The sequence below is a fragment of the Paenibacillus sp. FSL R10-2796 genome (assembly GCF_037965315.1).
Taxonomy (GTDB): Bacteria; Bacillota; Bacilli; order Paenibacillales; family Paenibacillaceae; genus Paenibacillus_AQ; species Paenibacillus_AQ odorifer.
Map to the genome: position 1 here is coordinate 4,198,691 of NZ_CP150178.1, position 22,974 is coordinate 4,221,664.

At 44.4% G+C, this 22,974-nt stretch carries 21 protein-coding genes; 3 read left to right on the forward strand and 18 right to left on the reverse strand.

Translation table 11 applies throughout. The annotated features are described in order from the left end of the window. Positions 1-51: 51 nt before the first annotated feature. Genes NST58_RS18990 through NST58_RS19005 form a run of 4 tightly spaced genes read right to left on the reverse strand, consistent with a single transcriptional unit; the run spans position 52 to position 3,145 of the window. A complete protein-coding gene (locus NST58_RS18990) occupies positions 52-885 on the reverse strand; it encodes an AraC family transcriptional regulator (protein WP_339243829.1) in 834 nt (277 codons plus the stop codon). 39 nt (positions 886-924) lie between these two features. Continuing rightward, a complete protein-coding gene (locus NST58_RS18995; RefSeq protein WP_076280219.1) occupies positions 925-1,902 on the reverse strand; it encodes a formylglycine-generating enzyme family protein in 978 nt (325 codons plus the stop codon). Positions 1,903-1,937: 35 nt separating this feature from the next. Continuing rightward, entirely contained in the window at positions 1,938-2,471 is a 534-nt protein-coding gene (locus tag NST58_RS19000; protein ID WP_076280220.1) for a chromate transporter, read from the reverse strand. 11 nt (positions 2,472-2,482) lie between these two features. Beyond that, positions 2,483-3,145: a chromate transporter gene (locus NST58_RS19005; protein WP_254848924.1), complete on the reverse strand. Its 663-nt coding sequence runs from the start codon at positions 3,143-3,145 to the stop codon at positions 2,483-2,485. Positions 3,146-3,331: 186 nt separating this feature from the next. Between NST58_RS19005 and NST58_RS19010 the strand changes: the two genes are divergently transcribed. After that, positions 3,332-4,531, forward strand: a complete 1,200-nt coding sequence (locus NST58_RS19010; RefSeq protein ID WP_076129734.1) for an ROK family protein — start codon at positions 3,332-3,334, stop codon at positions 4,529-4,531. Between the two features lie 59 nt (positions 4,532-4,590). Here the strand turns inward: NST58_RS19010 and NST58_RS19015 are convergent, their stop codons facing one another. The 3 genes from NST58_RS19015 to tyrS form a co-directional block, all read right to left on the reverse strand. Further along, positions 4,591-5,835 (reverse strand): anaerobic sulfatase maturase, encoded by a 1,245-nt coding sequence (locus tag NST58_RS19015; protein WP_339243831.1) that lies wholly within the window; start codon positions 5,833-5,835, stop codon positions 4,591-4,593. A gap of 219 nt (positions 5,836-6,054) precedes the next feature. Beyond that, a complete protein-coding gene (locus NST58_RS19020) occupies positions 6,055-6,342 on the reverse strand; it encodes a hypothetical protein (protein WP_036688213.1) in 288 nt (95 codons plus the stop codon). 205 nt (positions 6,343-6,547) lie between these two features. After that, entirely contained in the window at positions 6,548-7,807 is a 1,260-nt protein-coding gene (gene tyrS, locus NST58_RS19025) for a tyrosine--tRNA ligase (protein WP_076129736.1), read from the reverse strand. A 570-nt stretch (positions 7,808-8,377) separates the two neighbouring features. Here tyrS and NST58_RS19030 point away from each other — a divergent pair. Next, positions 8,378-8,824 (forward strand): Lrp/AsnC family transcriptional regulator, encoded by a 447-nt coding sequence (locus NST58_RS19030; RefSeq protein ID WP_339187433.1) that lies wholly within the window; start codon positions 8,378-8,380, stop codon positions 8,822-8,824. 77 nt (positions 8,825-8,901) lie between these two features. Here the strand turns inward: NST58_RS19030 and NST58_RS19035 are convergent, their stop codons facing one another. From NST58_RS19035 to NST58_RS19060, 6 genes are all read right to left on the reverse strand, one after another. Continuing rightward, entirely contained in the window at positions 8,902-10,452 is a 1,551-nt protein-coding gene (locus tag NST58_RS19035; RefSeq protein WP_339243833.1) for an acetamidase/formamidase family protein, read from the reverse strand. Positions 10,453-10,692: 240 nt separating this feature from the next. After that, positions 10,693-11,505, reverse strand: a complete 813-nt coding sequence (locus tag NST58_RS19040; RefSeq protein ID WP_076280222.1) for a DNA alkylation repair protein — start codon at positions 11,503-11,505, stop codon at positions 10,693-10,695. Between the two features lie 108 nt (positions 11,506-11,613). After that, positions 11,614-12,297, reverse strand: a complete 684-nt coding sequence (locus tag NST58_RS19045; protein ID WP_076129738.1) for a Crp/Fnr family transcriptional regulator — start codon at positions 12,295-12,297, stop codon at positions 11,614-11,616. Positions 12,298-12,379: 82 nt separating this feature from the next. Then, entirely contained in the window at positions 12,380-13,435 is a 1,056-nt protein-coding gene (locus tag NST58_RS19050) for an LLM class flavin-dependent oxidoreductase (protein ID WP_076129739.1), read from the reverse strand. 841 nt (positions 13,436-14,276) lie between these two features. Continuing rightward, positions 14,277-15,395: an acyltransferase family protein gene (locus NST58_RS19055; RefSeq protein WP_076277765.1), complete on the reverse strand. Its 1,119-nt coding sequence runs from the start codon at positions 15,393-15,395 to the stop codon at positions 14,277-14,279. A gap of 27 nt (positions 15,396-15,422) precedes the next feature. Continuing rightward, a complete protein-coding gene (locus NST58_RS19060) occupies positions 15,423-16,367 on the reverse strand; it encodes an NAD-dependent epimerase/dehydratase family protein (RefSeq protein ID WP_076277766.1) in 945 nt (314 codons plus the stop codon). Positions 16,368-16,468: 101 nt separating this feature from the next. Between NST58_RS19060 and NST58_RS19065 the strand changes: the two genes are divergently transcribed. Further along, entirely contained in the window at positions 16,469-18,115 is a 1,647-nt protein-coding gene (locus NST58_RS19065) for a glycosyl hydrolase family 28-related protein (RefSeq protein ID WP_076219537.1), read from the forward strand. A 6-nt stretch (positions 18,116-18,121) separates the two neighbouring features. Here NST58_RS19065 and NST58_RS19070 read toward each other — a convergent pair whose 3' ends face one another. The 5 genes from NST58_RS19070 to NST58_RS19090 are packed head-to-tail and all read right to left on the reverse strand — an operon-like array spanning position 18,122 to position 22,974. Continuing rightward, positions 18,122-19,288, reverse strand: coding sequence for a DegT/DnrJ/EryC1/StrS family aminotransferase (locus NST58_RS19070; protein WP_076306137.1), 1,167 nt, complete (start codon positions 19,286-19,288; stop codon positions 18,122-18,124). After that, positions 19,285-20,418, reverse strand: a complete 1,134-nt coding sequence (locus NST58_RS19075; RefSeq protein ID WP_076219539.1) for a GNAT family N-acetyltransferase — start codon at positions 20,416-20,418, stop codon at positions 19,285-19,287. Before NST58_RS19075 ends, NST58_RS19070 begins: the two co-directional genes overlap by 4 nt. Further along, complete coding sequence (locus NST58_RS19080; RefSeq protein ID WP_076277769.1) at positions 20,411-21,208, reverse strand: GNAT family N-acetyltransferase; 798 nt, start codon at positions 21,206-21,208, stop codon at positions 20,411-20,413. Before NST58_RS19080 ends, NST58_RS19075 begins: the two co-directional genes overlap by 8 nt. After that, positions 21,205-21,831, reverse strand: coding sequence for a sugar transferase (locus NST58_RS19085; protein WP_076129746.1), 627 nt, complete (start codon positions 21,829-21,831; stop codon positions 21,205-21,207). Before NST58_RS19085 ends, NST58_RS19080 begins: the two co-directional genes overlap by 4 nt. A 24-nt stretch (positions 21,832-21,855) precedes the next feature. Then, positions 21,856-22,974 carry an LCP family protein gene (locus NST58_RS19090; RefSeq protein WP_256721903.1) on the reverse strand — a complete coding sequence of 373 codons (1,119 nt, stop codon included), beginning with the start codon at positions 22,972-22,974 and terminating at the stop codon, positions 21,856-21,858.

Genomic DNA, 22,974 nt, shown 5'->3' on the forward strand with positions numbered 1-22,974 from the left:
TTAGAATGATCTGCTCATGCTTATAAGAGTAAATGAATATGGAAAACTCCGCTATGGAGCAGCGATGTTTGTATTTGTAAATTCGATACTTTTCCGGTACTCTGCCGGCCCCTTGCCGTATTCGCCACGAAATACCTTGCTGAAGTGTGAAGCATCATAATAACCACATCTCTGGGAGATATGCTCGATTGTATAATCCGTATATTCCAGCATTTGTTTAGCTTGCTGCAGCCGCAATTTTCGCAGCATTTGCATGGGTGTCAGTTTATATATTTTCTGAAATGCCCGGCTAAAATAAACAGGATTCATATGATAGAGCTTGGAAAGCTCCTCTCTACTAATCTCCTGATCAAGCCTCTCCTCCATATATTGCAACGCTTCGTTAAAGCGGTCCGAGATAAAGGGATCTCGTGAAGAGCGGCGCCCGCCAAGCTTGGTACTCTCCATAATTTCATAAAGAAGAAAAAATGCCAATGAACCGACCTGAACATTCCTGAAATCATCTTCCTCCTGCAACCACAGGCTCCGCAATTCGTCAAATCTCCGCTCATATTCGCTTCGATCCCGGACCCGAATCACCTTGCCTAGAGGGAATAACTTAAAGAAGTCATCTCCGTCTTTAACTTTAGCGTTAATATTAAACAGATAATGTATCCCATCCGTTTTGGAGATCACATTAAAAGGCTCGTTAGGACGGTGGATCATCACGTCTCCGGCAGAAGCAACATATTCTCCTTCGGAGGATGTCGTCAATACCTCACCTTTTTGGATATAAGAGACGGTATAACAAGACTGGACGTAATCGAACAGGATCCGCTTCTGATATTGAATCTTTAGGACGTCCAGCACGCTGATGTCAAACTGACTATGGATGATAGAGGACAAGGAAGTTCCTCCTTCTTATGTAGTAGTCGTAAAAGTGCTCTAACCTGTATAATCAGCCGCACATCGAAAGCCAATATTTCCGGCAGAGCTGTCTGGAGTATTTTTGCTTCTAGCCGCCACCCGATAACGGTTGCAGTAAGATTTATGGCACAAATATGATCCTCCACGCATCGATCTTGCGACACCACTTACTGGACCTTTCGGATTCACGGCTTCGGAAGATAAATGATAGTCCTTAGTAAACCAATCCGCGCACCATTCCCACACGTTTCCTGACATATTATAAAGACCATAGCCGTTAGGCAGATAGGACCTTACAGGTGCGGTACCTGCAAAACCATCGCTGGCATGATTTTTATCGGGAAACTTTCCCTGCCATATATTACAGCGATGTTCTCCGCCTGGTTTTAATTCGTCCCCCCAAGGATACCGTTTCTGAACCAGTCCTCCTCGTGCGGCATACTCCCACTCCGCTTCCGTAGGCAGACGTTTACCAGCCCAACGACAATATGCATCCGCATCATGCCATGATAGGTGAATAGCCGGATGATCAAGTCGTTCATCTACATGGGAATCCGGACCTTCAGGATGACACCAATCCGCTCCCTCCACCACCCACCACCAGGGGGTTTGAGTGGCTACTTGGGTCACCTTTTTCCCAGTCTCCATGGAAACAAAAGAATGAAACACGTAAGACCATCCAAATCGTTCCGCATCTGTAACATAGTTTGTTTCCTTGATAAAAGCAGCAAACTGCTTGTTCGTAACCGCCGTTGCATCCATCAAAAAGGAAGATAAGGTAACCTTCCTAGTCGGCCCTTCTCCATCAGCGGGGAACCCTTCCTTATCATCCGTCCCCATAAGAAAAGTGCCTCCAGGGATAAGGATCATGTCCGAGAAATCTTTCACCCCTGTTACTCCTTGAACCGTTGTGTTCTCCTTACAAACATCAATAGATTCTTGTTTCGCGACTTGATTTCGACTAGCTGAACAACAAGCCCGTATATTCTCTGACATGATTTACCTCCAATCTGGGATTGTCCCGGCTCTGTCTAAAAAAAAGCTACCCCAAGAATGCCAGAAGCAACGATAATGGTGAGCGGATGCAGCTTATATTTCATTAAACCATAAAGTGCAGCGAATACAATGATCAACATGCCAAGGGTCTGCCAAGTAATAAAAGCATGTTCCACGCTATTTAAGCCAAAACGAATCGCAGCATAGGCAATCAAGCCTGTAATCACTGGCCGCAAACCATAAAATAACGTTTTAATCCATTGACTGTCCCTCACCCGATAAAAGAAGACGGAAATAACGATGATGATTAAAAATGAGGGCAGAACCATGCCTAATGTTGACACAATCGCTCCTTCGATTCCGGCTATACGATATCCGATCAAGGTTGCACTGTTCGTTGCAACAGGCCCGGGTGACATCCCTGCGATGGAAACTACCTCTTGGAATTCCCCTTCGGATAACCACCCCCCAGCCATGGCTTCATGCTGAATCATCGGAATGATGGCGTACCCTCCTCCAAAAGAAAGAAAGCCAATTTTTATAAAAGTGAAAAACAAACTCCAAATCACATCGCTTCCCCCTAGATGTAATACTCCGGATAATTCGATTCTTCATCAGAAGCTTTCAAGGACTCCTTCTCCGTTCGAACTTGGAGCCCTAAGAGCTGTTTAATTTGCAGATATACAAACCCAATACATAAACCAATTGCAATCACGTAAATGGGATTAATTCCGAAAACCAGTAAAACAACCGGTATAACTAACGCCGTAACAGCGGTAGTCTTGTCAATTATAGCGTTCTTGGCCATTCGATATGCAGCTACTAGGATCAAGGCAATAACAGCACCATTTATCCCTTTCATAGCGGCAATGACTTTTGGCTGGTCTGCCAGTTGGGAGTATACGGCGCTAAGCAAACAAACAATGATAAAGGTCGGAATCGTTATCCCTGCGATTGCAGCAATCGCACCCTTCACACCAGCAAGACGATAACCAATGAATGCTGCTGCATTTACACCTACACCCCCAGGTGCAGCACCAGCTAAAGATAGAATTTCATCCATCTCCTCTTCAGCCAGCCATTTTCGTTTAGCGGAAATTTCCCGTTCGATCATAGGGATCATCGCATAACCTCCCCCGAAGGTTACAGGACCAATTCGAACAAATACCCAAAACAACTGAAACAATAGACTTATCCTCAGGTCTGTATTCGGTATCATATTTGTTTTCATAGTTGTTCTCATGGAATCCACCCTTATATAATCTGTCGTAATTTCATTATATCACTTTTTCCCAAAATGGAATTAAGTTTTTTGAACGGTAAAATACAACCAAGAGTTTATGAGTTATACTATATTCATGTTAATAAATACAAACTATATAAAAAACGATCTTACAAGTTCATCCTATATATAGCTTGGAGGTATATCGTGGAAAAGCGCTCGACACATATTCCATCACCAAAAAAACTCCTATACGACCGAATCGCCGAACAAGGCACTGTTTCCAAGTTGGATCTTTTACAGACATTTTCGCTTACCAAAAGCACAATGACCCGGATATTAGATGAGATGACGGAAGAAGGCTTGCTGATAGAAAGCGGATTTGGAGAATCTAGCGGAGGCAGAAGACCTATTTTATACCAGATCAATCCTTCCTACGGTTATATAATCGGTTTAGAGATTTCCAGGGTGTATTCTTCCCTTGGTTTATTTGATATGCAAATGAACCCAAAATCAATAGTTCACTGGCGAATGGATCAGGCATTCACACCTGAAAGATTTATAGATCATATCAGTATTCAAATACGCGCTTTCCTTAGGGACCATCAGTTAGTGGACAGTCAAATCATCGGGATAGGAATAGGGGCTGTGGGGCCACTTGATCGGGAACAAGGCTTGATCCTAAAACCGCTACACTTCCCTTCTTCAGGCTGGAACAATCTGCCGATTTGCAAACTGGTAGAGGAACGGACGGGGTTCAAGGCATGGTTGGACAACGGTGCCAATTCTGCACTGCTTGGGGAACGATGGTCTATCCGTCACGCAAACATTCAGCATATGCTTTATGTACATGCTGGAGCAGGACTCCGCTATGCGATGATGTCTCATGGAAGTATTGTTCATGGCACAATGGATATGGAAGATGCAATTGGTCAAATGATCATCCAGACAGATGGACCCCGATTAAATCATGACGGGAACTACGGGGCTCTGGAAGCATTCGTATCTGTGCAGGCACTAGAACAAAGTGCGCGCTCAGAGGCGAAAATGGACAACGATCTGATCCTCCAAAGATATAAAGTGGCGCCTGAGAAGCTGACTTATGATGTATTGGTACAAGCCTTTAGAGACGGTAATCCACACGCGCGTGAATTATTTACCCAAGCTGCCAGCCTCTTCGGGATCGGGCTCGCCAACGTTATCAACCTGTTTCATCCAGAGACCATCATTCTAGGTGGTGCACTCATTCACTCTCACGAGTTGTTTTTCCAAACAGCGGTGGAGGTGGCACAGAGAAACACTTACCGTTATCCTGAATACCAACCTCACTTCTCCCTAGGTATATTAAAAGAAGAAGCTGTGGTGACGGGTGCGGCAATAATGGTGAGAAATCATATGGTTCTATAGCATAACAAAAAGGTTGTTCCCAATCCTTTGCATGTTGGGACAACCTTATCTAGTCAAAGCTATAATGCCTGACAGCAATTTTTGAATTTCTTCCCGCTTCCGCAGAAACATGGATCATTTCGACCTGGAAGTGGTTTTGCACTTTTCCTGTACTCCAGCATCCGCTCCGATCTAAGTCGGTTCGCCAGTAATAGCATGCGTTCATAGGCGTATGAGTAGAACATTTTGTAGCTGTGGCAGAAATAATCAACCTCAGTCCGATCATTAACATCAAGCCAATTCCGGTTGCGCGGACATCCCCCATTGCAAAAGCTAAGGTACTCACACTTATAGCATGATTCATTCATATTGGGCTTCATTAACAAAAAATCATCATATACTGGGCTGCTTAGCAGTGCTTCCAAGTCAGTTTGGCCGATATTTCCTAGCCTATGCTCTTCATCAATAAAGAAATCGCAAGGGTAGGCATCCCCGTTCGTTTCAAGCACCATCATCTTCGGGCAACATGAGTTGTGAACGCATAACTCTGCCTCACGATGCATGAATACAAGAAGCATATTCTCAAAAATACGAATAGGAAGCTCTGGGTACCCACCGTTGTACCACAGGTCAAATGTATGGCATAAAAAGACTCCGTATTGTTCAGGTGTAATTCGGAAGCGTCCCGCTACATCACTTTTCTGAGAAACAAAATCCATGCAGGGGATAAACTGAATATTAGGAAATTTATGTTCTTGGTAAAATGCCATCAACTCATCTGGTTTCGTCACGTTATCTTCATGAATCACTGTCAGAATACTATACTCCACACCCTCATTCTGTAAATGACGAATCCCACGCATAACTAGATCATAACTGCCTTTCCCCGAACCCGTTACACGATGAGCATCATGAATAGGCTCTGGACCATCCAGACTAATCCCGACCAAAAAGTTATACCGTTTAAAAAATTTCGCCCATTTCTCATGGATAAGCGTTCCATTGGTCTGCAGTGCATTACTGATCATCGTATGAGGCGGAGCGTACTTAGCTTGAAATGAAATCACTTGTTCAAAATACGGAAGTCCGGCCAATAATGGCTCCCCACCCTGCCAAGAGAAAGTCGCTATCCCTGATGATCTTTTCATGTACTGAGCGATAAACCGCTCCAGAAGCTCCGTATCCATCACTCGGATCGGTTGCTGAGGATGTCCCCCGGCAGTACTGTAATAGCAATAATCACAGGCTAGATTACAATCCTCTGAGACGGTTTTCCACATGACATGAAGGGTCTTCTGCTTAGAGGTTTGTATACATGCAGTCATACGATTCTGCCCCTCCTATGTAATACTATCTTTGTAAAACCTAATTCCTATTTGTTCAATTAAATCATAGATCTGCGAGTCAACGATGAGTAAAACATCATAGCTGGTCAAATAACTGGGCACAAAAAAACTGCACTCCCCATTGTCCGTTGGGACAAAGCAATAAGGGTGTGCAGTTTCTTTGTGGATGAGTCTAACGGTAGTTAGAGACTAGTCTTATTAATTACGGACGTATTCTCTATTTGCTGTTTCCAACATGGATTTCCAATCCGCAAACTTCGTCTCCCTAACAACATGACGATCAAACAGTTCATCAGGTATGTCAGCAACATCTTCTTCTGTCTTTACTTGAAAGTTCCCTTTGGTTACAAACTCATCGAAACTTTTGTAATTGGAATACTTACTCATAAACGCTTCATTAAACAATTTCTCGAAAGAGATGTGATTGGGATCTTCTTGATACGTTTTCTGTCCTTGTAACTCATTCATCAATTCTTCCATGGTCATTGGTTTTTGTCTTCTCAAATTACCACTCCTAATTTTCTGTTATAGTTGTAGAATATCATGTTAATCCATAAATCACACGAATCCTAAGCTTACCATAATTTTGACGATTTCACCTTTCAAATTTCACTTATTATGCAAATAGTCGGCCTCTATACTTAAAATACAACAAAAAACCTTCCTTATTCATAAGGAAGGCTTCTTATTATTAGGACAATTTCACCAGGCTGTAGTTTTTCTTACCCTTACGGATAATGATAAAACGTCCGCCGATGGCTTCGCTGGCTGTAACTTCAAATGCTACATCGCTAACTTTTTCACCGTTCATGGAAATTGCGCCTTTGGTGATGTCTTCACGCGCTTGACGTTTGGATGGCTCAATTCCTAGATCTACCAGCCACTCCACAATATTTTTGGACTCCAATGTCGTTTCGTAGGTCGGCATTTCCTTGAAGCCTTGCTCGATCTCGTCAGCGGTTAGAGATTTAATATCTCCACTGAACAGAGCGGCAGTAATACGTTTAGCCTGCTCCAGCAATTCCTCACCATGCACGAATCTGGTCATTTCTTCAGCCAGTGTTATTTGCGCTTCACGTTTATGCGGTTCGGTCTGCACCTTTTCTGCAAGTGCATCAATTTGTTCTTTAGAGAGGAATGTAAAGTACTTCAGGTATTTCACAACATCACGGTCATCTGTATTCGCCCAGAACTGGTAGAATTCAAAAGCTGTCGTTTTGTTCGGATCCAGCCAAATGGCTCCGCCAGCTGTTTTACCGAATTTTGTACCATCGGCTTTCAGCATAAGCGGGATGGTAAGTCCGAATGCTACCGCCTCAGAACCTTCTTTTTTACGAATCAGATCTAAGCCACTTGTGATGTTCCCCCATTGGTCAGAACCACCGATTTGCAGCTGCACATCTTCATGCTGGAACAGGTGCAGGTAGTCCAAGGATTGCAGGATTTGGTAGGAGAATTCCGTAAAGGAAATTCCGCTGTCCAATCTGCTCGCTACAACATCCTTGGCAAGCATCGAATTGATGCTGAAGTTTTTACCATAGTCACGCAAAAATTCGATAACATTGATTTTATGCGTCCAATCGTAGTTGTTCACCATGCGGATTTGATTGTCGCCATCAGTCACGAACAGTTTTTTCATCTGTGCTGTAAGTGCGTCAACGTTGGCTTGGATTTGCTCCAGCGTTTGCAAAGAGCGTTCGGATTGACGTCCACTTGGATCACCAATCGTTCCCGTAGCCCCACCAATAAGAATCACCGGACGATGTCCTGCCAGTTGAAATCTTTTGAGCACCATGAATGGAATCAAGTGGCCAATATGCATACTGTCACCTGTTGGATCTACACCGCAGTACAGGGATACCGATTTTTGATTGGTCAGTTCTCTAAGCCCTTCGGCATCTGTTTGTTGATTGATGGCATCGCGCCATTCTAGTTCGTCGATAATATTCATTGCCTTACACCCCTCAAAATTAGTAGTTATCCTATAAATGAAACATCAGTCCGCCAAGCGGAAACGGCTTTGCCCCCCTGACTAGGACGGTACCGTTTCAGCGAGAAATATAAGGAGCATTGATGAAGCGAACCCTATAAATCCTTATATTTAAAAACAAAAAAATCGTCCTCTTGTCTATTGTAGACATAGGGACGATTGAATAACCGTGTTACCACCCAGATTGCACCCATGAAACGCTTATGCTCAAGCATACCATTGATACCACTCTTGACGAGATATCGTTCGCCATTCCGCTCGGTATTACCCGAGATACTCCAAAGTGTAATTCGCAAGCTTAGTGTGTACCGGGTTTCATCAACCCCCGGCTTTCTGGAACAGGGACTAAGTTACTACTGGGCTCCTTCAACGTATATCGTATATAAGATTACAGCCAGTATAGTGAAATAATTCTTTTATGTCAACTATCTTCAGCAGAGAATGCCGTCACACACTTCTACTGTAAAGCGCTACTAGGCATTTCCACTTTTTTTCTGATACAATTACGAAAAAAGAGGTGAACGAATCCGCATGCTAGATCCTATCGATAACCATATTTTGATGCGGCTGGCCCAAAACAGCAGAATTTCCTATACTGATCTAGCTAAAGAAGTCAGTTTATCAAGTGTCGCGGTGAAAGATCGTATTGATCGGCTAGTCAATCAAGGGATTATTGAACAGTTCTCGATTGTCATCAGTGCTGAAAAGCTAGGAAAGAAAATCTCCGCCTACCTGGAACTTGAAGTAGAACCTGCTCATTTAAATCATATCGTCGATGTATTAAAGGAAAACGAACGCGTAGCTGTATTATACGAAATGACGGGACCATGTATTCTACATATTCACATCTTGGTAGAGAATCTTGAAGAGATGGAACGGTTTATGCATGAATCAATCTACTGTCTGGATGGACTGGTACGTGTAGAAAACCAAATCTTATTAAAACGCCACAAAAATCAGGACGGAATGAATATATAAGAAAAAGAACCGCCTATAAAGACGGTTCTTTTCTCATATGGATTTTTTTAGGATTATCGAATAATTGCTATTTCGTCCTACTCTGTCTTAGCCAGCTTAGCTTTATAAAAGTTCACGAAATATTCGCTGACCACGATCTTCCCGTTCACAACACTTATTGGGGCTGCAAGCTTCACTGTCTCTCCGTTGTAAATCCCCGTTGTCGCTCCAACCTTCATCACCAGAACATTGCCATTGTAACTTAGCGTAACTGTCTTAGTGGCTGGCTGCCAGCCAACCTTTGCTCCAAAGTTCTCAAAGCTGCTCCGTAAAACCACGGGCTTGCGCTCGGAATCGCCGAATTGACCTTTATCAATTAAGGCGTGTACGCCCCAGTTTCCATCCACCACTTGTGTAATCCCAAAATCAGCTGACACAGACATCAGAGAGTACGCTTCATCTTCGCTCAATTCCATTCCAGCCATTAAAAAATCTTTTGTTTTATGAGCGGCATCCTTCATGGCTTTGTCGATGGACGAGTTTTTGAAGATATCCGTCTGAGCACTAGCCCCCAGCTCCTCCAAATAATTGGCGTAGCTGAATCCATGCACAACCCACTCGTTCTCATTTTCAAGTAATGGGAAGTTTAAACCTTTCAGCTTGTTGTTAAGCGATGCTTTTTTATGAAGAATGACTTGTATATCCCCAGTGACCGATGTCTCGATCGCAGTTCCGTTAATCTCCGAATCGCCTTGACCGGCATGCGGGTCACCGATCGACAGTAGTGCACCAGCTACGGATACAGGATAATACATTGTTGCACCTTCGGTAATCCGCCAATCATCTACATTACCGCCGTTGTAAGAAGGTGGAACGGAGTCAACAACATCCGCTTCTTTCGGCGCCACACCCATTGTACCAAAGTGGAGACGAACCGGAATTTTCACACCTTTTAGCACATCGAAGTTTTTATCAATCGTATTATGGTCAACGATAACACCCGGGTAGTCAATTGTCGGGTGCACTTGACCATCTGGATCGGTTTGCACAGACCATTTGTAGTTATATACAGCTGTTGCATAATCTGTTCCACCCTCCGTATCCATCTCGTAGATGGTTACTACCTCACGCTTTTTCGGCTCCTCCACCATATCTCCATATAGATAACCCCAGTTCGCTGCGGCATTCACGCCATATGTTTTGCCAGCGTATTGGTCATTCCCATTTGGTCTCAGCTTCATGTCCAGAATCTTAACTTCCAGCACATCTCCTGGTTCAGCACCTTCAACAGCGATGGGACCCGTCATAATATGTACGCCTGGCCCGCGGAGCGCTTCGTTCTTCTCCCCCTCAATCCAGTGGAAAATATCCTCTACTCCCGCATCTCCTTTAATCATCCGCTCGTAATCATCACCAGAGTGATGTGTAATGGCCTCAACCGTTACGATGTCTCCCGAATGCACAGTTAGAGCTGGATCTCCCTTACCTATATTCCCCCATCGAACAGTCTCCGAATTCGCCTTCAGAACATGGGTTTTTGGTTTATACGCATCGTTTGTTGTGTTAGCATACATAACACAAGATAACGAATTCACCCCTAAAAATAGGGATAACGTGACACCTACATTACGAATTATTTGTTTTTTCATACGAAAATCCTCCATTCCTTTAATAAGTGTTAGTTTTTATAACATTTGGTGTTTCTGAGTATAACAGATGACTTGAGGATTAACAATATAAATATTTTCATGAATTTCGGTTTAAATAATAAACACGAAGGAGTCTTTCTCTTGAATTATCCAAGTTAACTCCACAATAAAAAAACGCCAACACTTATTAGCTCATAGTGTTTGGCGTTGGATTATCCAGTCTAAAGTAATGCACTAATTTTATTTTTGATCAGTAATACTTCTTGTTGCCCGGGTTACAATCCGCTTTGTTTCCTTGGTCCCTGATAGGTTCAACCATTCATCACAAATTTGCTGTACCCATGCCGGATGGCTTTTGCTAGCATCATTTAACCAATTGCTTACAGAATCCTGAACGTATTTTGCCGGATCAGAGTTAAGCGGTTCTAATAGCGGAAGGGCAATCGCTGGATTTTCTTTGAGCGCTGTAATATGCTTTGCCCATACCCCATGTGGGCGCGTCAATTCGATCGCAAATCTCCTAATATTCGCGTCCTGATCATGAATCCAAGCCTTTAATAATTCAATGGAAGCATCCAGCTCGGCAATGACTGATTCCCTTAAAGCCATCCATGAAATCTCACGCACCCCAAAATGACCATCCGCTGCAAAAGGACGGATTGCTGTTAGTTTTTGAACTAGACTCCATTGATGATTCTGGCCCACGATATAAGCAGCCCAGCAGCGAACACTATCGGATTTATGATGAGCTAACACAGCAAATAGCCGGGAACGTTCCAGCTCTGATTTACAGTCAAATAGAAGCTGCCACTCACGTGAAATCACCGGGATGAGCTTCATGATTTTCTTTTCCGATAACGCATTCAGCCTTTGTAAAATTGGTTTAGCTTCCTGTTCAAAACCTAGCTCATTCAGTACATTTTCCAACAAGACAAGATGATCCACAGCAAGCCATTCCGTTAAATTCACGCTCTGTAAATATCCTTTATTCAGCAGTTCTACAATCTCAACGGGGATTTCAGTAACCCTCCGAGCGCCCTTCCTGTGTTCCATGGAAATCGTCCCTTCACTATGATTTGAAAGCTTAAATCACCTTCATGTCATAGCTAGGATACCGTTGTTTCTAAAAATGAAGCTGTAATCTCGTTTACAACTCGATATCTATGTTATATTTCTTTCCAAAATCTTGTCTCGCTGGATATAGATAGTTCTGAACCCTGTCTGAATAACCTCCGCTTTCACCAATTCTTGCAATGCCACTGTTACAGCTTCTCTGCTGGCTCCAATTAAATTAGCGATTTCTTGATGCGATAGAGGAACATTAATTTTGTAACAATTATCCTTATGCTCAACCCCATGCTGATCCGCTAGCTTTAAAAGAACGCACAATATTTTATCATGCAGATTTCCGATGGCTAGATTTTGAGTTAACTGACTCATACTTTTTATGCGGTCGCTCAATACTTGCAATAATGACATCATAAACCTAGGCCGGTGAGAGATGAATTCTTCAAACCTTGCAGGATCAATTGTGCAGATATGGCTTTCCTCAATCGTTTCAATATAATGTTCCTTCGTTCCAAAAGAAATCATACCCATTTCACCAAAAACATTACCCTCACTGAGGATATCCGATGTAAATTGCTTACCGTTTGCGTTTAATTGGTATAAGCGAACCTTTCCTTTTTTCACAAAAAACAGTCCTTCAGAAAAGGTTGACGGTGTTTGGATATATGTATTTTTGGGGACTACTGTTATTCGCGTTAATTCTTCCATTTCAATAAGATCTTCCAGTCCTAACGATTGAAGCAAATTGAATTGAGATAAATAATGATTTTTTTCCATTGCCCCTCCTGTATAAAACGCTATTCATTTCTTCAGTATACCTTACAAAAAAAGCCACGTCCTAAGGACGCAGCTTACTAAATTACCGGTTACTTGCTTCCCAGCGCGCTACTTCTTCCCGCACACGTGGGGCCACTTCGGTGCCCAGCAGTCTAATCGCCTGCATAACATCCTCATGAGGCATCGTGCCGTGCGGCACATGTAAAAAGAATCGCGTAATTCCCACATGCTTGCGTAGATGAATGATTTTATTAGCGACAGTTTCTGGATCACCTACGTAAAGGGCGCCCTCTAAGCTACACGCTGCATCATAATCTGCACGATGGTACGGAGGTGTTCCTTTTTCCTTCGCCCGCACATTGGTCCGGGCATGCGTTGAAGGAAAAAATTTCTCCAGCGCTAACTGATTAGTCTCCGCTATGAACCCGTGTGAATGCGAAGCGATTGGAAATTTTGAAATATCATGCCCGGCTTCAGCTGCTGCTTTTTTGTAAAGCTGTACATGTGACGCATAATCCAGTGGTAGAACATTCCCTATAATCGCTAAAACAAAAGGCAAACCTAGTGATCCTGTGCGGATCGCAGACTCTGGACTTCCTGCACTCCCGATCCAAATCGGTAAAGGATCTTGAACCGGACGCGGGTAAATCCCCAAATTTTCTATAGCTGCTCGGTGTTTGCCTTTCCAGGTCACTTTTTCTGACTTTTGGATGGCTAATAACAATTCCAGCTTCTCATTAAACAGTTCTTCATAATCCTTCAGATCATATCCGAATAGAGGAAAAGACTCTGTAAACGAACCCCGGCCGATCATAATCTCCGCACGTCCGTTTGAAATTCCGTCCAGCGTTGCAAAGTCCTGAAACACACGCACCGGATCGGCTGAAGACAGGATCATTACAGCACTACTCAACCGGATCTTAGTAGTCAACGAAGCAGCCGCAGCCAGTACAACCGCAGGTGAAGACGCCGCATAATCATGCCGATGATGCTCACCTACTCCGTATACATCTAATCCCACCTCTTCGGCAAGTACAATTTCCTCCACTACTTCACGTAGTCGTTCTGCATGACTTATTGTCTCACCCGTTTGGACATCAGGTGTGGTCTCGACAAATGTGCTTACTCCAAGTTCCACTATTCATTTCCTCCTAATATTCTGCACGATGCATTATTCTCTGGATGTAAAAAACCATAAAGGGACTACCTAATTATAGACTAACTAATATAGGTCCCTTCGACTATAATCGAAGTTCATCTAATTAGATCCCCCTCACTATAGATCGGACTGAGGAGCCGTTAATTTAATAATTTCATTCATTTTGCTAAATTATCGGACTTAGATGCAGCTATTCGTGCAAAGTAGCTTCCATAATGTGTGTTTTTATGGAAATAAGCGCAATACAGTCCGAAACTATCGCAAAATGAACTAAAAAGTGAAAATAGCTGCAATACGGTCCGAACAAACAAGACCTCGTGTGAACTGACCATAATACAACAATTATACTGGGACTTTACCGCCAATGCGCCACAGTGCAGCTAAGGCGTGGTAACGACGAAGTTTGTTTAATTGCATTTACCACCAACGCACAGTGCAGCTAAGGCGTGGTAACGACGAAGTTTGTTTAATTGCATTTTGTGCAACTATATATGCTTTGAGGGTAGCCTTTGTGGATTTAGTTGCACTCTGTACACTTAAATACGAGCACTTGCCTCAATATGGCGGGATTCTAGAATAATAGTTGTAAAATATGCAATTAAACTGCCCTAAAGCTGCGAGCATAAGAGCTTAAATGTACTTTTTACAACTATTTTGCTTTTTAAATGAGAATTGAGAGGGTGCTGCTAGTGCGATGTAATCGCGATGTAATAGCAAATGTAATTAGCAATGTAATTAGCGAAGTAATCGCAATAATACAAAAACAAAAAAGACCACTAATCACCTTAACACAGACGATTAGCGGCCGCTCAAATCCAAGCTAGTTTGCATTCCCAATATTCGGAGTTATCGGCTTATCCAGCGATTTCGGTGGTTTGCTTGGGTTTATCCCAACGCCGATCCGACCGAATACATACGCTCCGCCAGGAATACGATTCGCTAAATTCATTATAAGTGCCGAGCCTACCACACAACCGACAAATTGCAGCAGAACACTAAATAGTCCAAGGTTTTGCAACCCAAATGAAGCTGGAAGCTTAACGAATATAGCCAATAGCAAAGGATGAAGCAAGTATATGCCAAAAGAATATCTGCTGCTCCATTCCAGTACACGTGGCACTTTCTTCATTTTCGATGCCACGGAGAAGAGCAGCAAAATCATGCTTAAGGCGAATAGAAGCATATCAATTCTTTTGGAGCTATGCGCCGTTATCCAGCCTTGACTATTCACGAACAGCACTAGCGCACCTGTCAGAACCGGGAGCGTGTATACGGCTATGCGGAACTTTTTTAATTTTTCCCGGAACCACAGCTCATTTCGTCCCAAGTAATAGGCTACTGTAAAGTAAAAAATCCAACCAGGTGCGAAAATCCAGTACATTTTATCCCAGAAATAATGGGCGGCTGCCGTATCTGCGGGCGTAGTAAAGTTGAAGAAACCCAAATAGATAACGTTAATAAGGAACGATACAATTAGAACATTGCGGGGGTTAAGCCGCTTCGCATACGTCTGAAACCAGAGGAATAAAGCATAAAACTGAAAGATAATCAGTATAAAATAGCCATGGAAATCTCCAATCAGCAAATGACGCCAGAGGTAATACCAAAAAGCCTGCAGCAAAGGAATGCCGTCACTACTCGACAGCTCCAATCCTTTTAGTCCTGCATACAAGGTCCCGAAAAAAAAGTAAGGAAATAAAATATACTTGATTCTTTTCTCCCAAAATCTCGCTGGAATTTCATTGGGATAGGCAAATGACAACACGAATTGGGAGATAAATACGAATACAGGTGTGCCAAACGTTAGCAGTAAACCCACCGACTCTACCCAAGATGTATTTCCATCGTCATAAACCCGGTAAAGAGCATGCAGCAGGGCTATACTTAAGCAGGCTACACTACGAAGAACGAACATTTCCGAGTTCATTTTGCGTTCCATGCGGAGTGCCCCTTTCAATGGGTGCTTTTAATGATCTACTGCGCTTCCTACACTTAAGCGGTCAGTAATTGTTTTTTCCAGCCCGGTATGAAAGTTATGGTTAGGGAACCAAGACAATAATTCCTGGGCTTTTTGATTGTTTAAATAGCTATGGAGAATATCCCCCGGACGGGGCTCCGCATAGGTTGTCAAGAAATCCCGACCCGTGATGTCCCCTAACATCCGAACCATCGTATTTATCGAGGTTGGTATTCCGCAGCTAATATTCATCGTCTCATTATTCACCCTGCCTTCGGTCTGAACCGCGTCAACGAACGCTTGCGCCACATCCTCCACATAGACGAAATCTCTAGTCTGCTCACCGTCCCCATAGATTACGAGATCCTTCCCTTGCTTTATGCGATCCAGAAAAACGGATACAACGCCAGCTTCTCCATGCGAACTTTGCCTTGGCCCATATACATTAGCGAGACGCAGAATCGTATATTTCAGCCCATGTAAGCTGGCAAACATCCGAATATATGACTCTGGTACACTTTTGGATACACCATAGCAGGACTCGGGATTTAAGGGATGCTGCTCATCAATGCTCAAATATTCCGGGTTCCCATAAACCGCTGCCGACGAGGCATAAACTAGCTTTTGAACCTGATGGATCTCGCACATGCGCAGTACATTCAGCGTGCCAACAATATTCACATTCGCATCAAATAACGGGTTCCGCTGTGATTCTCTGACGTCGATCTGTGCAGCCAGATGAATGACTGCATTTGGCTTTTCAAGGTTAAACACCTCATGCAAAGTCTCATCCCGAATATCGTACTTATACAGAACCGCAGCAGGATTCATATAAGTCAGACCGGAGGCTCCGGATACATTATCTACAATCACAGTTTCTATGCCCTTTTTTATTAGCCGATCAACCACATGGGATCCAATAAAGCCTACCCCCCCAGTTACCAATACCTTCAAAATAAAAAACTCCTTTCGCCCGCTAAGAGTGATCTTTGTACCGTGCATTCCCCGAAAAATTCACATAAAATACAAAATCAAAGGATAAAGGAGTGAAGTATATGGCTACTGCCCCTATTCCAGACAGCTCGGTGACTACGTCCATCCTTTCTGATGGTGCGGTCACATCTATTAAAATAGACCCTGAGACTAACGGTTATGTGAACGTCCGATCGTACGGCGCTGTAGGAAACGGTATTAAGGACGATACAGTAGCGATTCAAAATGCTATCAATGCGGGAAACGCCAAAAACAAAGTAGTAATCTTTCCTCCAGGTGTATATAAGGTATCTTCGGGACGCATGCGTAACCCCTCCATCCTCGACTGGTGGTGTCTTCGAATTCCAGCCAAAACGAATTTAAGCTTTGAAGCCGGCTCCAAACTTGTGCTTGCCCCGAACCCACCCTCAGACACTAGGGTTCTAGTAATCTTAAATGCCTCAAATATTACAATCGCGGGCACCCTTGAAATTGATGGAAGTGCATCGACTGTTAAAACAGCCGTCAACGATCAGCTTCACGGCTTGTTCATTTCTTCTTCGCAAAATATAACGATAGAGTCAGTGTACTCTCACGATTGCTATGGGGATAATATCTTCATTGGGGGGACAGAAGAAATCCCCTCCGTTAATGTGCACATCGGATACGCACGCTGTGAGACTGCTGGACGAAAGAACTTTGTGGTCCATTTTGTAGACCAGCTTCATGTCAACAGAGCGGTTCTGAATAATAGCCGCGGTGGCGCGCCTGGTTTTACTGGTGCTAACTCTCTCGATCTTGAACCCGATGTCTTTAAAGGAACGCGCAGCTTTTATCAGCGATTCGACTCCTTGACAACCATAGGTTTCGGTAACGATCTATCAGCAGGGCTTACAGATGCTATCGCTAGACTCTGGACACTCGACATCGGTTCACTAGATATGCGTGTAAGCGGATCGGTAAGTCCAGCCTTACTGTCCTATGGACTGACGCTGAAAATCAATCACTTGGCTATCCGCTCCACCGATCATAAAGCTAGCTTCGGTCTACAGACGATCTATTCACAATTTATTGATATCGCTAGCGCCAAGTTCGATGGCATCGGGGGCCCTGCGATCTATACAGCGTTTAATGCTGCCGGAGGTAAACCAAGATTGCATATCGGTTCGTTAGGAATGTACGGTTCGGGTTCCACCTTAGCAAGTGGTGTCCGAATCGACGGAGGAGATCTTTATGTGGGGACGATAGATGCACAGGATTTAACGGGCAATACCTTGCATTTATTCACAACGGAGTCTGACGCGATGGCTACTGTCGACAATATGATCGTCCGCAATAGCGGAACCAATCAGGTAGTGCTAGTCTCTTCTTACGGTGCAGCTAAACCGTCTCTGCGCCTCAATAATGTAGCGGTGTTTGATACCCGAGCAGTGAAGGTAAAGCGAATTCTAGAATTCGAAACACTAATCGGCATGCAAGGCACATCACTAGGAACCTTGTATAATCCATATTCGCTCCCTGAATGGTTCTCGACCTACGGTAACTTCAAACGGGCCATTCGCCTCACTGGGGGGGCAGTGTTGCCCGCGGTGTTCATAGTAGAGGGTTCGCCCGAGGGAGTCGTAACCGCCCCAGTTGGCAGTCTGGCCATGCGAACGGATGGCACGGCACAAGCCACTTTTTATGTGAAGGAAAGCGGATCAGCTGCCAGCGGATGGAAGGCTAAATAAGATGAATCAACGGTATTGGTTACATGTCTCTATCGCATAAACGACACGTTCCAAATCCTCATCCGATAAAGAGCTTCCAGAAGGCAGGCAGACACCTGTTGAAAATAATTTATCCGATACACTGTATTCCTCACTGTAAGGATAGTAGTAATTGCTCTCGAACAAGGGTTGTAAATGCAGCGGTTTCCATACAGGTCTAGCTTCGATATTGTGCTGTTCCAGACATGACAGGAGTTGTTGTGAAGAGAACCCCGCCACTTCTTCATCGATGGTCAGCGCACTCAACCAGTGCGTGCTGCGACAATTGCGCGCTTCCGGCATAAAATGAAGACCCGGTATGGAACCTAACCGTTCCCTATATCGCCGGCCAATAGATCTGCGACGCTCTACTCGCTCTTCAAGCAGTTCTAATTGACCGCGTCCTATGGCTGCCAACAGGTTGCTTAACCGATAGTTGTATCCCATTTCGGAATGTTGATAATGAGGGGCAGTGTCTCGGGCTTGCGTAGACCAGAAGCGCGCTTGATCTAAGGCTTCGGTATCGTCGGATACGAGCATGCCCCCACCTGACGTCGTAATAATCTTATTTCCGTTGAAAGAATAGATTCCGAATTGGCCCCACGTTCCGCTGGCCTTGCCTTGGTAGAAAGCGCCCAGTGATTCGGCAGCATCCTCAATCAAGGTAATTCCATATCGGTTAGCTATTTCTACAATGGGCGCCATGTCTGCACTTTGTCCGTATAAATTGACGACAACAGCCGCTTTTGGCAGCAGCCCTTTGTCATTCAAAGCTTGGCAGGCCCGCTGAAAAGCTAGCGGACACATGTTCCAGGTCTCAGGCTCTGAATCGACAAATACGGGGGTGGCCCCCAAATATAAAATAGGATTGGCGCTAGCAACGAACGTGAGCGTAGAACAGATCACGTAATCTCCTTGTGTGACACCGGCTAGACGAAGTGCGAGATGAATCGCCGCCGTGCCAGAGCTTAACGCTAGTGCACCCTTTGATCCTGTGTAGGCGGCCATCTCCCGCTCGAACGCATCAACTTGCGGACCAATAGGAGCAATCCAACCAGAGTGTATCGCCTCCTCCATGTAGACCTGCTCACGACCACTAATATGCGGCGGGGATAACAAGATTCGTGGCAGAATGCTCGTTTGACTAATGCTCATGCGAAGCTCCTTTCTCCATTTGGACCGATTTCTTCAGATGGAATACATATCATATCGAGATCTGGATGCCGATAGAGCGGAAAGTAATTTCCTGATATTCTGGTGTCACAAAAGGATATGATCCGCTCATACAACTCTGGGTAAAAAATTCGTTTACCTAAGTAATAGTCAAGGGGTTCCAGTTGTGTCGCGAATCTATGCTTGAATTGAAATAAGTCGTCATTCCCCTTATATCCCCCGCCAAGATGAAAACATTCAAAGCCATTTTCCATCCCCCACTTGGCTGCTGCGTGTATTAGCAATTTGGTAGGTGACCACTGCAGATAGGCGCGATCCCAACCACATAGGTGATAATGCATCCACGGTCGTTCATGTAACACGATGCTGGTCGCCACCGTTTTCTCCCCATCCATAGCTTCGAATAGCTCTACTCTCCCCTCAAGTAGATGACTAGTATCTTCTATAAATTTTTTGGGAAAATAATAAAAAGAATCCGCCTGTAAATCGTTTAGTGTTCCGTAATACAATTCACTGAAGGACTCAATACGATCCTTCAGATTCGAATTTCGAATCGTAAAGGGTGCGGACTTTAATTTATGAATATTCCGTTTATGATTGCTGCCATAATGCCGGATGAGCTCTGACTCCGAACCCACAGTCAAATCAATATAAATTGTATTCCTATTCCATTCGGTGGTCAGACCACTTTGATATTCCGTAGCGTTGCCAATCAAGGGATGAAATCTTACAAACTCGGTCATGATCTTTTTCTCTCTACAGTAATCCGTGAACGTTTCACTGAATTGCCGGTACAGCTCACTTCGTTCGGCTCCCGGAGGGAGATTCGATATCGGTCCCCCGTATCCATAGGGTGTACTAATGTCGTACCAATCGCCTTCAAGCCCCAGTTGGATTACGGCAGGAAGATGGCTTATGGAGCGAAGTAAGTAAGGATAAACTATGAGCTGGTCTCCCTGCTTAAAAACAAACAGCTCTGCCTGCTGATGCTCTCCATCCTCAAACAGCCGAAAAAACGCTGAGGAGAAATAGATATCCTTCGTCTCTAACTGGTTCAAATAGGCATCCCATTCCGCTGAACTAGAGCTGCCTAACACGATAAAGTTACTCATACAACACCTCTTGATTCTCCAATATTTTGATCATACGTATACTTTCAGTGCTTAAGATTAGCCCGGGGTCTCGCTCACGCAAATAAGCATCTGAAGAAAGCAACAATAGCCTTTTCTCCCGGTCTAAATCCATTAATACGTCTGTCAAAAGATTGCAGCCACTCCACCCTCCACTTTGCAGTTGGATACGATAATACTGTTCACCTAACCGGCCCACAACTGAAGTCTCTTCCTTCGTTCTAATCTTAAGAGAAGAGAATCCATACTTTTGATGATATGCCTCTGCCATCGGATAATCATCTATGATGTACGCCAATGCTTCTCTATCCCTATCAATCGATGGAGCCAAATCTCTTACATACCAGTAAGTCCGGCCTTCCTCTGCAAAACCAAGCCGCAAATACCAAGCATGAGCTTGCTCATTCCACGAAAATACATCAAGTGCCAGCTTCGAAATGCCATCCTTTTGGGCCAACGTCTCCCCGTACGCCATAAGCTTGCCGCCGATGCCGTCTTTTCGATAAGCTGCGTCCACATTCAAGTTATTCAGAACCAGCATCTGCTCCATTCTTCGCCATTCAGCGAATCCAATAAGAAGGTCTTCAGAATAGGCACCAATCAGCAGTGTTGCTGAATGGCTTCCGCATTTACATGCTGCTTTCAAATATTCGGGATAACCGCCACAGGCGAATATGGTTTGATTGTAGACCGACTCTGGCAAGTTGCTCTGTAAGAGCCGGCATGCAAGGTGAATATCATCTTCCTGAAGCGGACTAAACCGCAAATTCATGCCGACCCCTCCTTTTGGTTCATTCTGTACTCATCGAGCGGCAGACTATGCTCACCCGGATTGGCCACAACGTCATCTTGGCGGATCACCTTCAGCACAGTTTTGCATAAGATCAACGCATCTAATCTAAAGCTTAGCTTCTCAACATAGGTAACGTCATAGGAGAGCCGCTGTTTCCACTCCGAAGTATTACGTCCAGATACCTGCGCCAATCCCGTTATTCCGGGTCTTACAGTAAATCGCAGCCGCTCCCGTTCAGAGTAATGCGGGCTGTAACGGATGAGCAAAGGTCTTGGTCCGATCAGACTCATTTCTCCCTTCACAACATTTACTAATTGCGGGAGCTCATCCAGACTCAGCTTTCGAATCAATCCGCCGAATTTGATATAACGCCGAGCATCCGATAACGGCTGGCCCTGCGCATCATACATTTCAGCCATGGTTCGGAACTTGTAGATGTAGAAGGGTCTTTCTCCCATTCCCGGCCGCTGCTGCTTGAACAAAATAGGACTTCCCAGCTTTATCCGAAGCAGCAACGCCACCACAGCCATGACCGGACTAAACACACCTAACATAACGATCGCTCCCACCAAATCGAAGCCCCGCTTCATATGGCGATACATGGTAGTCTTTCCCCCGCCTTTCTCTTATTCCGTAAAAAGACGTTCTGTAAGTGACTTTACCTCTTCCGGATTTGCACTCCAATAATACACTTTGGTTCGGACGAGCGGATCTAGAGCAGAGCTGTTATGGCCAGGAATCTGTTCGTAAGCAAAATCTGCGGAATCCATTCCTTTGAATAGCCAAGCTAAGCTCATCAAATCACTGTCACTAAAACTCGTATCAATAATGTCTTTCTTTTCACGCAGTAGCAGTCCCGCTAGATCAGGAATATGCTCCGGACTTAATAGCTTTTTGGCTACAGCCCGAACGATATTGAATTGCTCCCGTTGGCGGCTAAAGTCACCCTCCGGAGTCGAGTAGCGCTCCCTTGCTAAATAAAGCGTGTGGGCACCATCCAGATGCTGCTCACCTTTCTTGATGGTGATCTCCGGAGTGATGGTCACATCCTGATCAATCAGCATATCGATCCCGCCGATCGAATCGATGAAATCACGAACACCGGAGAAGTTCGTCTTGATGTAGTAATGAATAGGAATATTCATAAAATCACTAACGGCTTGAATCAGTGTCAGCGTACCCTGCTGATTCCCACCCTTTGTTTCACCAACGATATGTGCATGATTGATCTTGGTATAACCGACGTTCTGCACATAAACCCGCGTGTCCCGCGGCACAGATACGATATTCACCTTCCGTTGATCCGGCATCACATGGGCAACCATGATCGTATCTGCCCGCGAGCTTTCTCCGCCCCAAGTGTCTGTTCCAATTAGCACTACATTAAAGGATGAGCTTTTCTTGTCTGTTGGAGATGTCACCGCAGTTGGAGTCTGTGTAGACGTTGTAAGGGTAAGCTCATCCATTTGCGCTTGTGGGGCTGGTGTGCTGAGCGATTGCACCATCGCTTCATTGTCCGTAACCACATTAGAGCTAGGGATCGTCAAGGGGTTAAGTATCGCCTTATTAAAACGATGCTCTGGATTCAATATCCCTCCAATCCAGATCCCCCCAACTACAACCACAACAAGAATAACAATCAGGCTGTATCGTCCCACCCGCCGCATGCGTGAACGTTTACCTGTAATTGCCTTGTCGCGCTTGCCCCATAATCTTGTCATCCATGAATGCTTAGTCGACTTCAT

Bases quoted from the DNA above. Each gene is read 5' to 3' on its own strand.
- NST58_RS19080 (WP_076277769.1), bottom strand. From the start codon at position 21,208: ATGAATTTGCGGTTTAGTCCGCTTCAGGAAGATGATATTCACCTTGCA.
- NST58_RS19065 (WP_076219537.1), top strand. From the start codon at position 16,469: ATGGCTACTGCCCCTATTCCAGACAGCTCGGTGACTACGTCCATCCTT.
- NST58_RS19090 (WP_256721903.1), bottom strand. From the start codon at position 22,974: ATGAAGTCGACTAAGCATTCATGGATGACAAGATTATGGGGCAAGCGC.
- NST58_RS19070 (WP_076306137.1), bottom strand. From the start codon at position 19,288: ATGAGCATTAGTCAAACGAGCATTCTGCCACGAATCTTGTTATCCCCG.
- NST58_RS19040 (WP_076280222.1), bottom strand. From the start codon at position 11,505: ATGGAACACAGGAAGGGCGCTCGGAGGGTTACTGAAATCCCCGTTGAG.
- NST58_RS18995 (WP_076280219.1), bottom strand. From the start codon at position 1,902: ATGTCAGAGAATATACGGGCTTGTTGTTCAGCTAGTCGAAATCAAGTC.
- NST58_RS19075 (WP_076219539.1), bottom strand. From the start codon at position 20,418: ATGAGTAACTTTATCGTGTTAGGCAGCTCTAGTTCAGCGGAATGGGAT.
- NST58_RS19015 (WP_339243831.1), bottom strand. From the start codon at position 5,835: ATGACTGCATGTATACAAACCTCTAAGCAGAAGACCCTTCATGTCATG.
- NST58_RS19030 (WP_339187433.1), top strand. From the start codon at position 8,378: ATGCTAGATCCTATCGATAACCATATTTTGATGCGGCTGGCCCAAAAC.
- NST58_RS19045 (WP_076129738.1), bottom strand. From the start codon at position 12,297: ATGGAAAAAAATCATTATTTATCTCAATTCAATTTGCTTCAATCGTTA.
- NST58_RS19005 (WP_254848924.1), bottom strand. From the start codon at position 3,145: ATGAGAACAACTATGAAAACAAATATGATACCGAATACAGACCTGAGG.
- tyrS (WP_076129736.1), bottom strand. From the start codon at position 7,807: ATGAATATTATCGACGAACTAGAATGGCGCGATGCCATCAATCAACAA.
- NST58_RS19020 (WP_036688213.1), bottom strand. From the start codon at position 6,342: ATGACCATGGAAGAATTGATGAATGAGTTACAAGGACAGAAAACGTAT.
- NST58_RS19085 (WP_076129746.1), bottom strand. From the start codon at position 21,831: ATGTATCGCCATATGAAGCGGGGCTTCGATTTGGTGGGAGCGATCGTT.
- NST58_RS19055 (WP_076277765.1), bottom strand. From the start codon at position 15,395: ATGGAACGCAAAATGAACTCGGAAATGTTCGTTCTTCGTAGTGTAGCC.
- NST58_RS19035 (WP_339243833.1), bottom strand. From the start codon at position 10,452: ATGAAAAAACAAATAATTCGTAATGTAGGTGTCACGTTATCCCTATTT.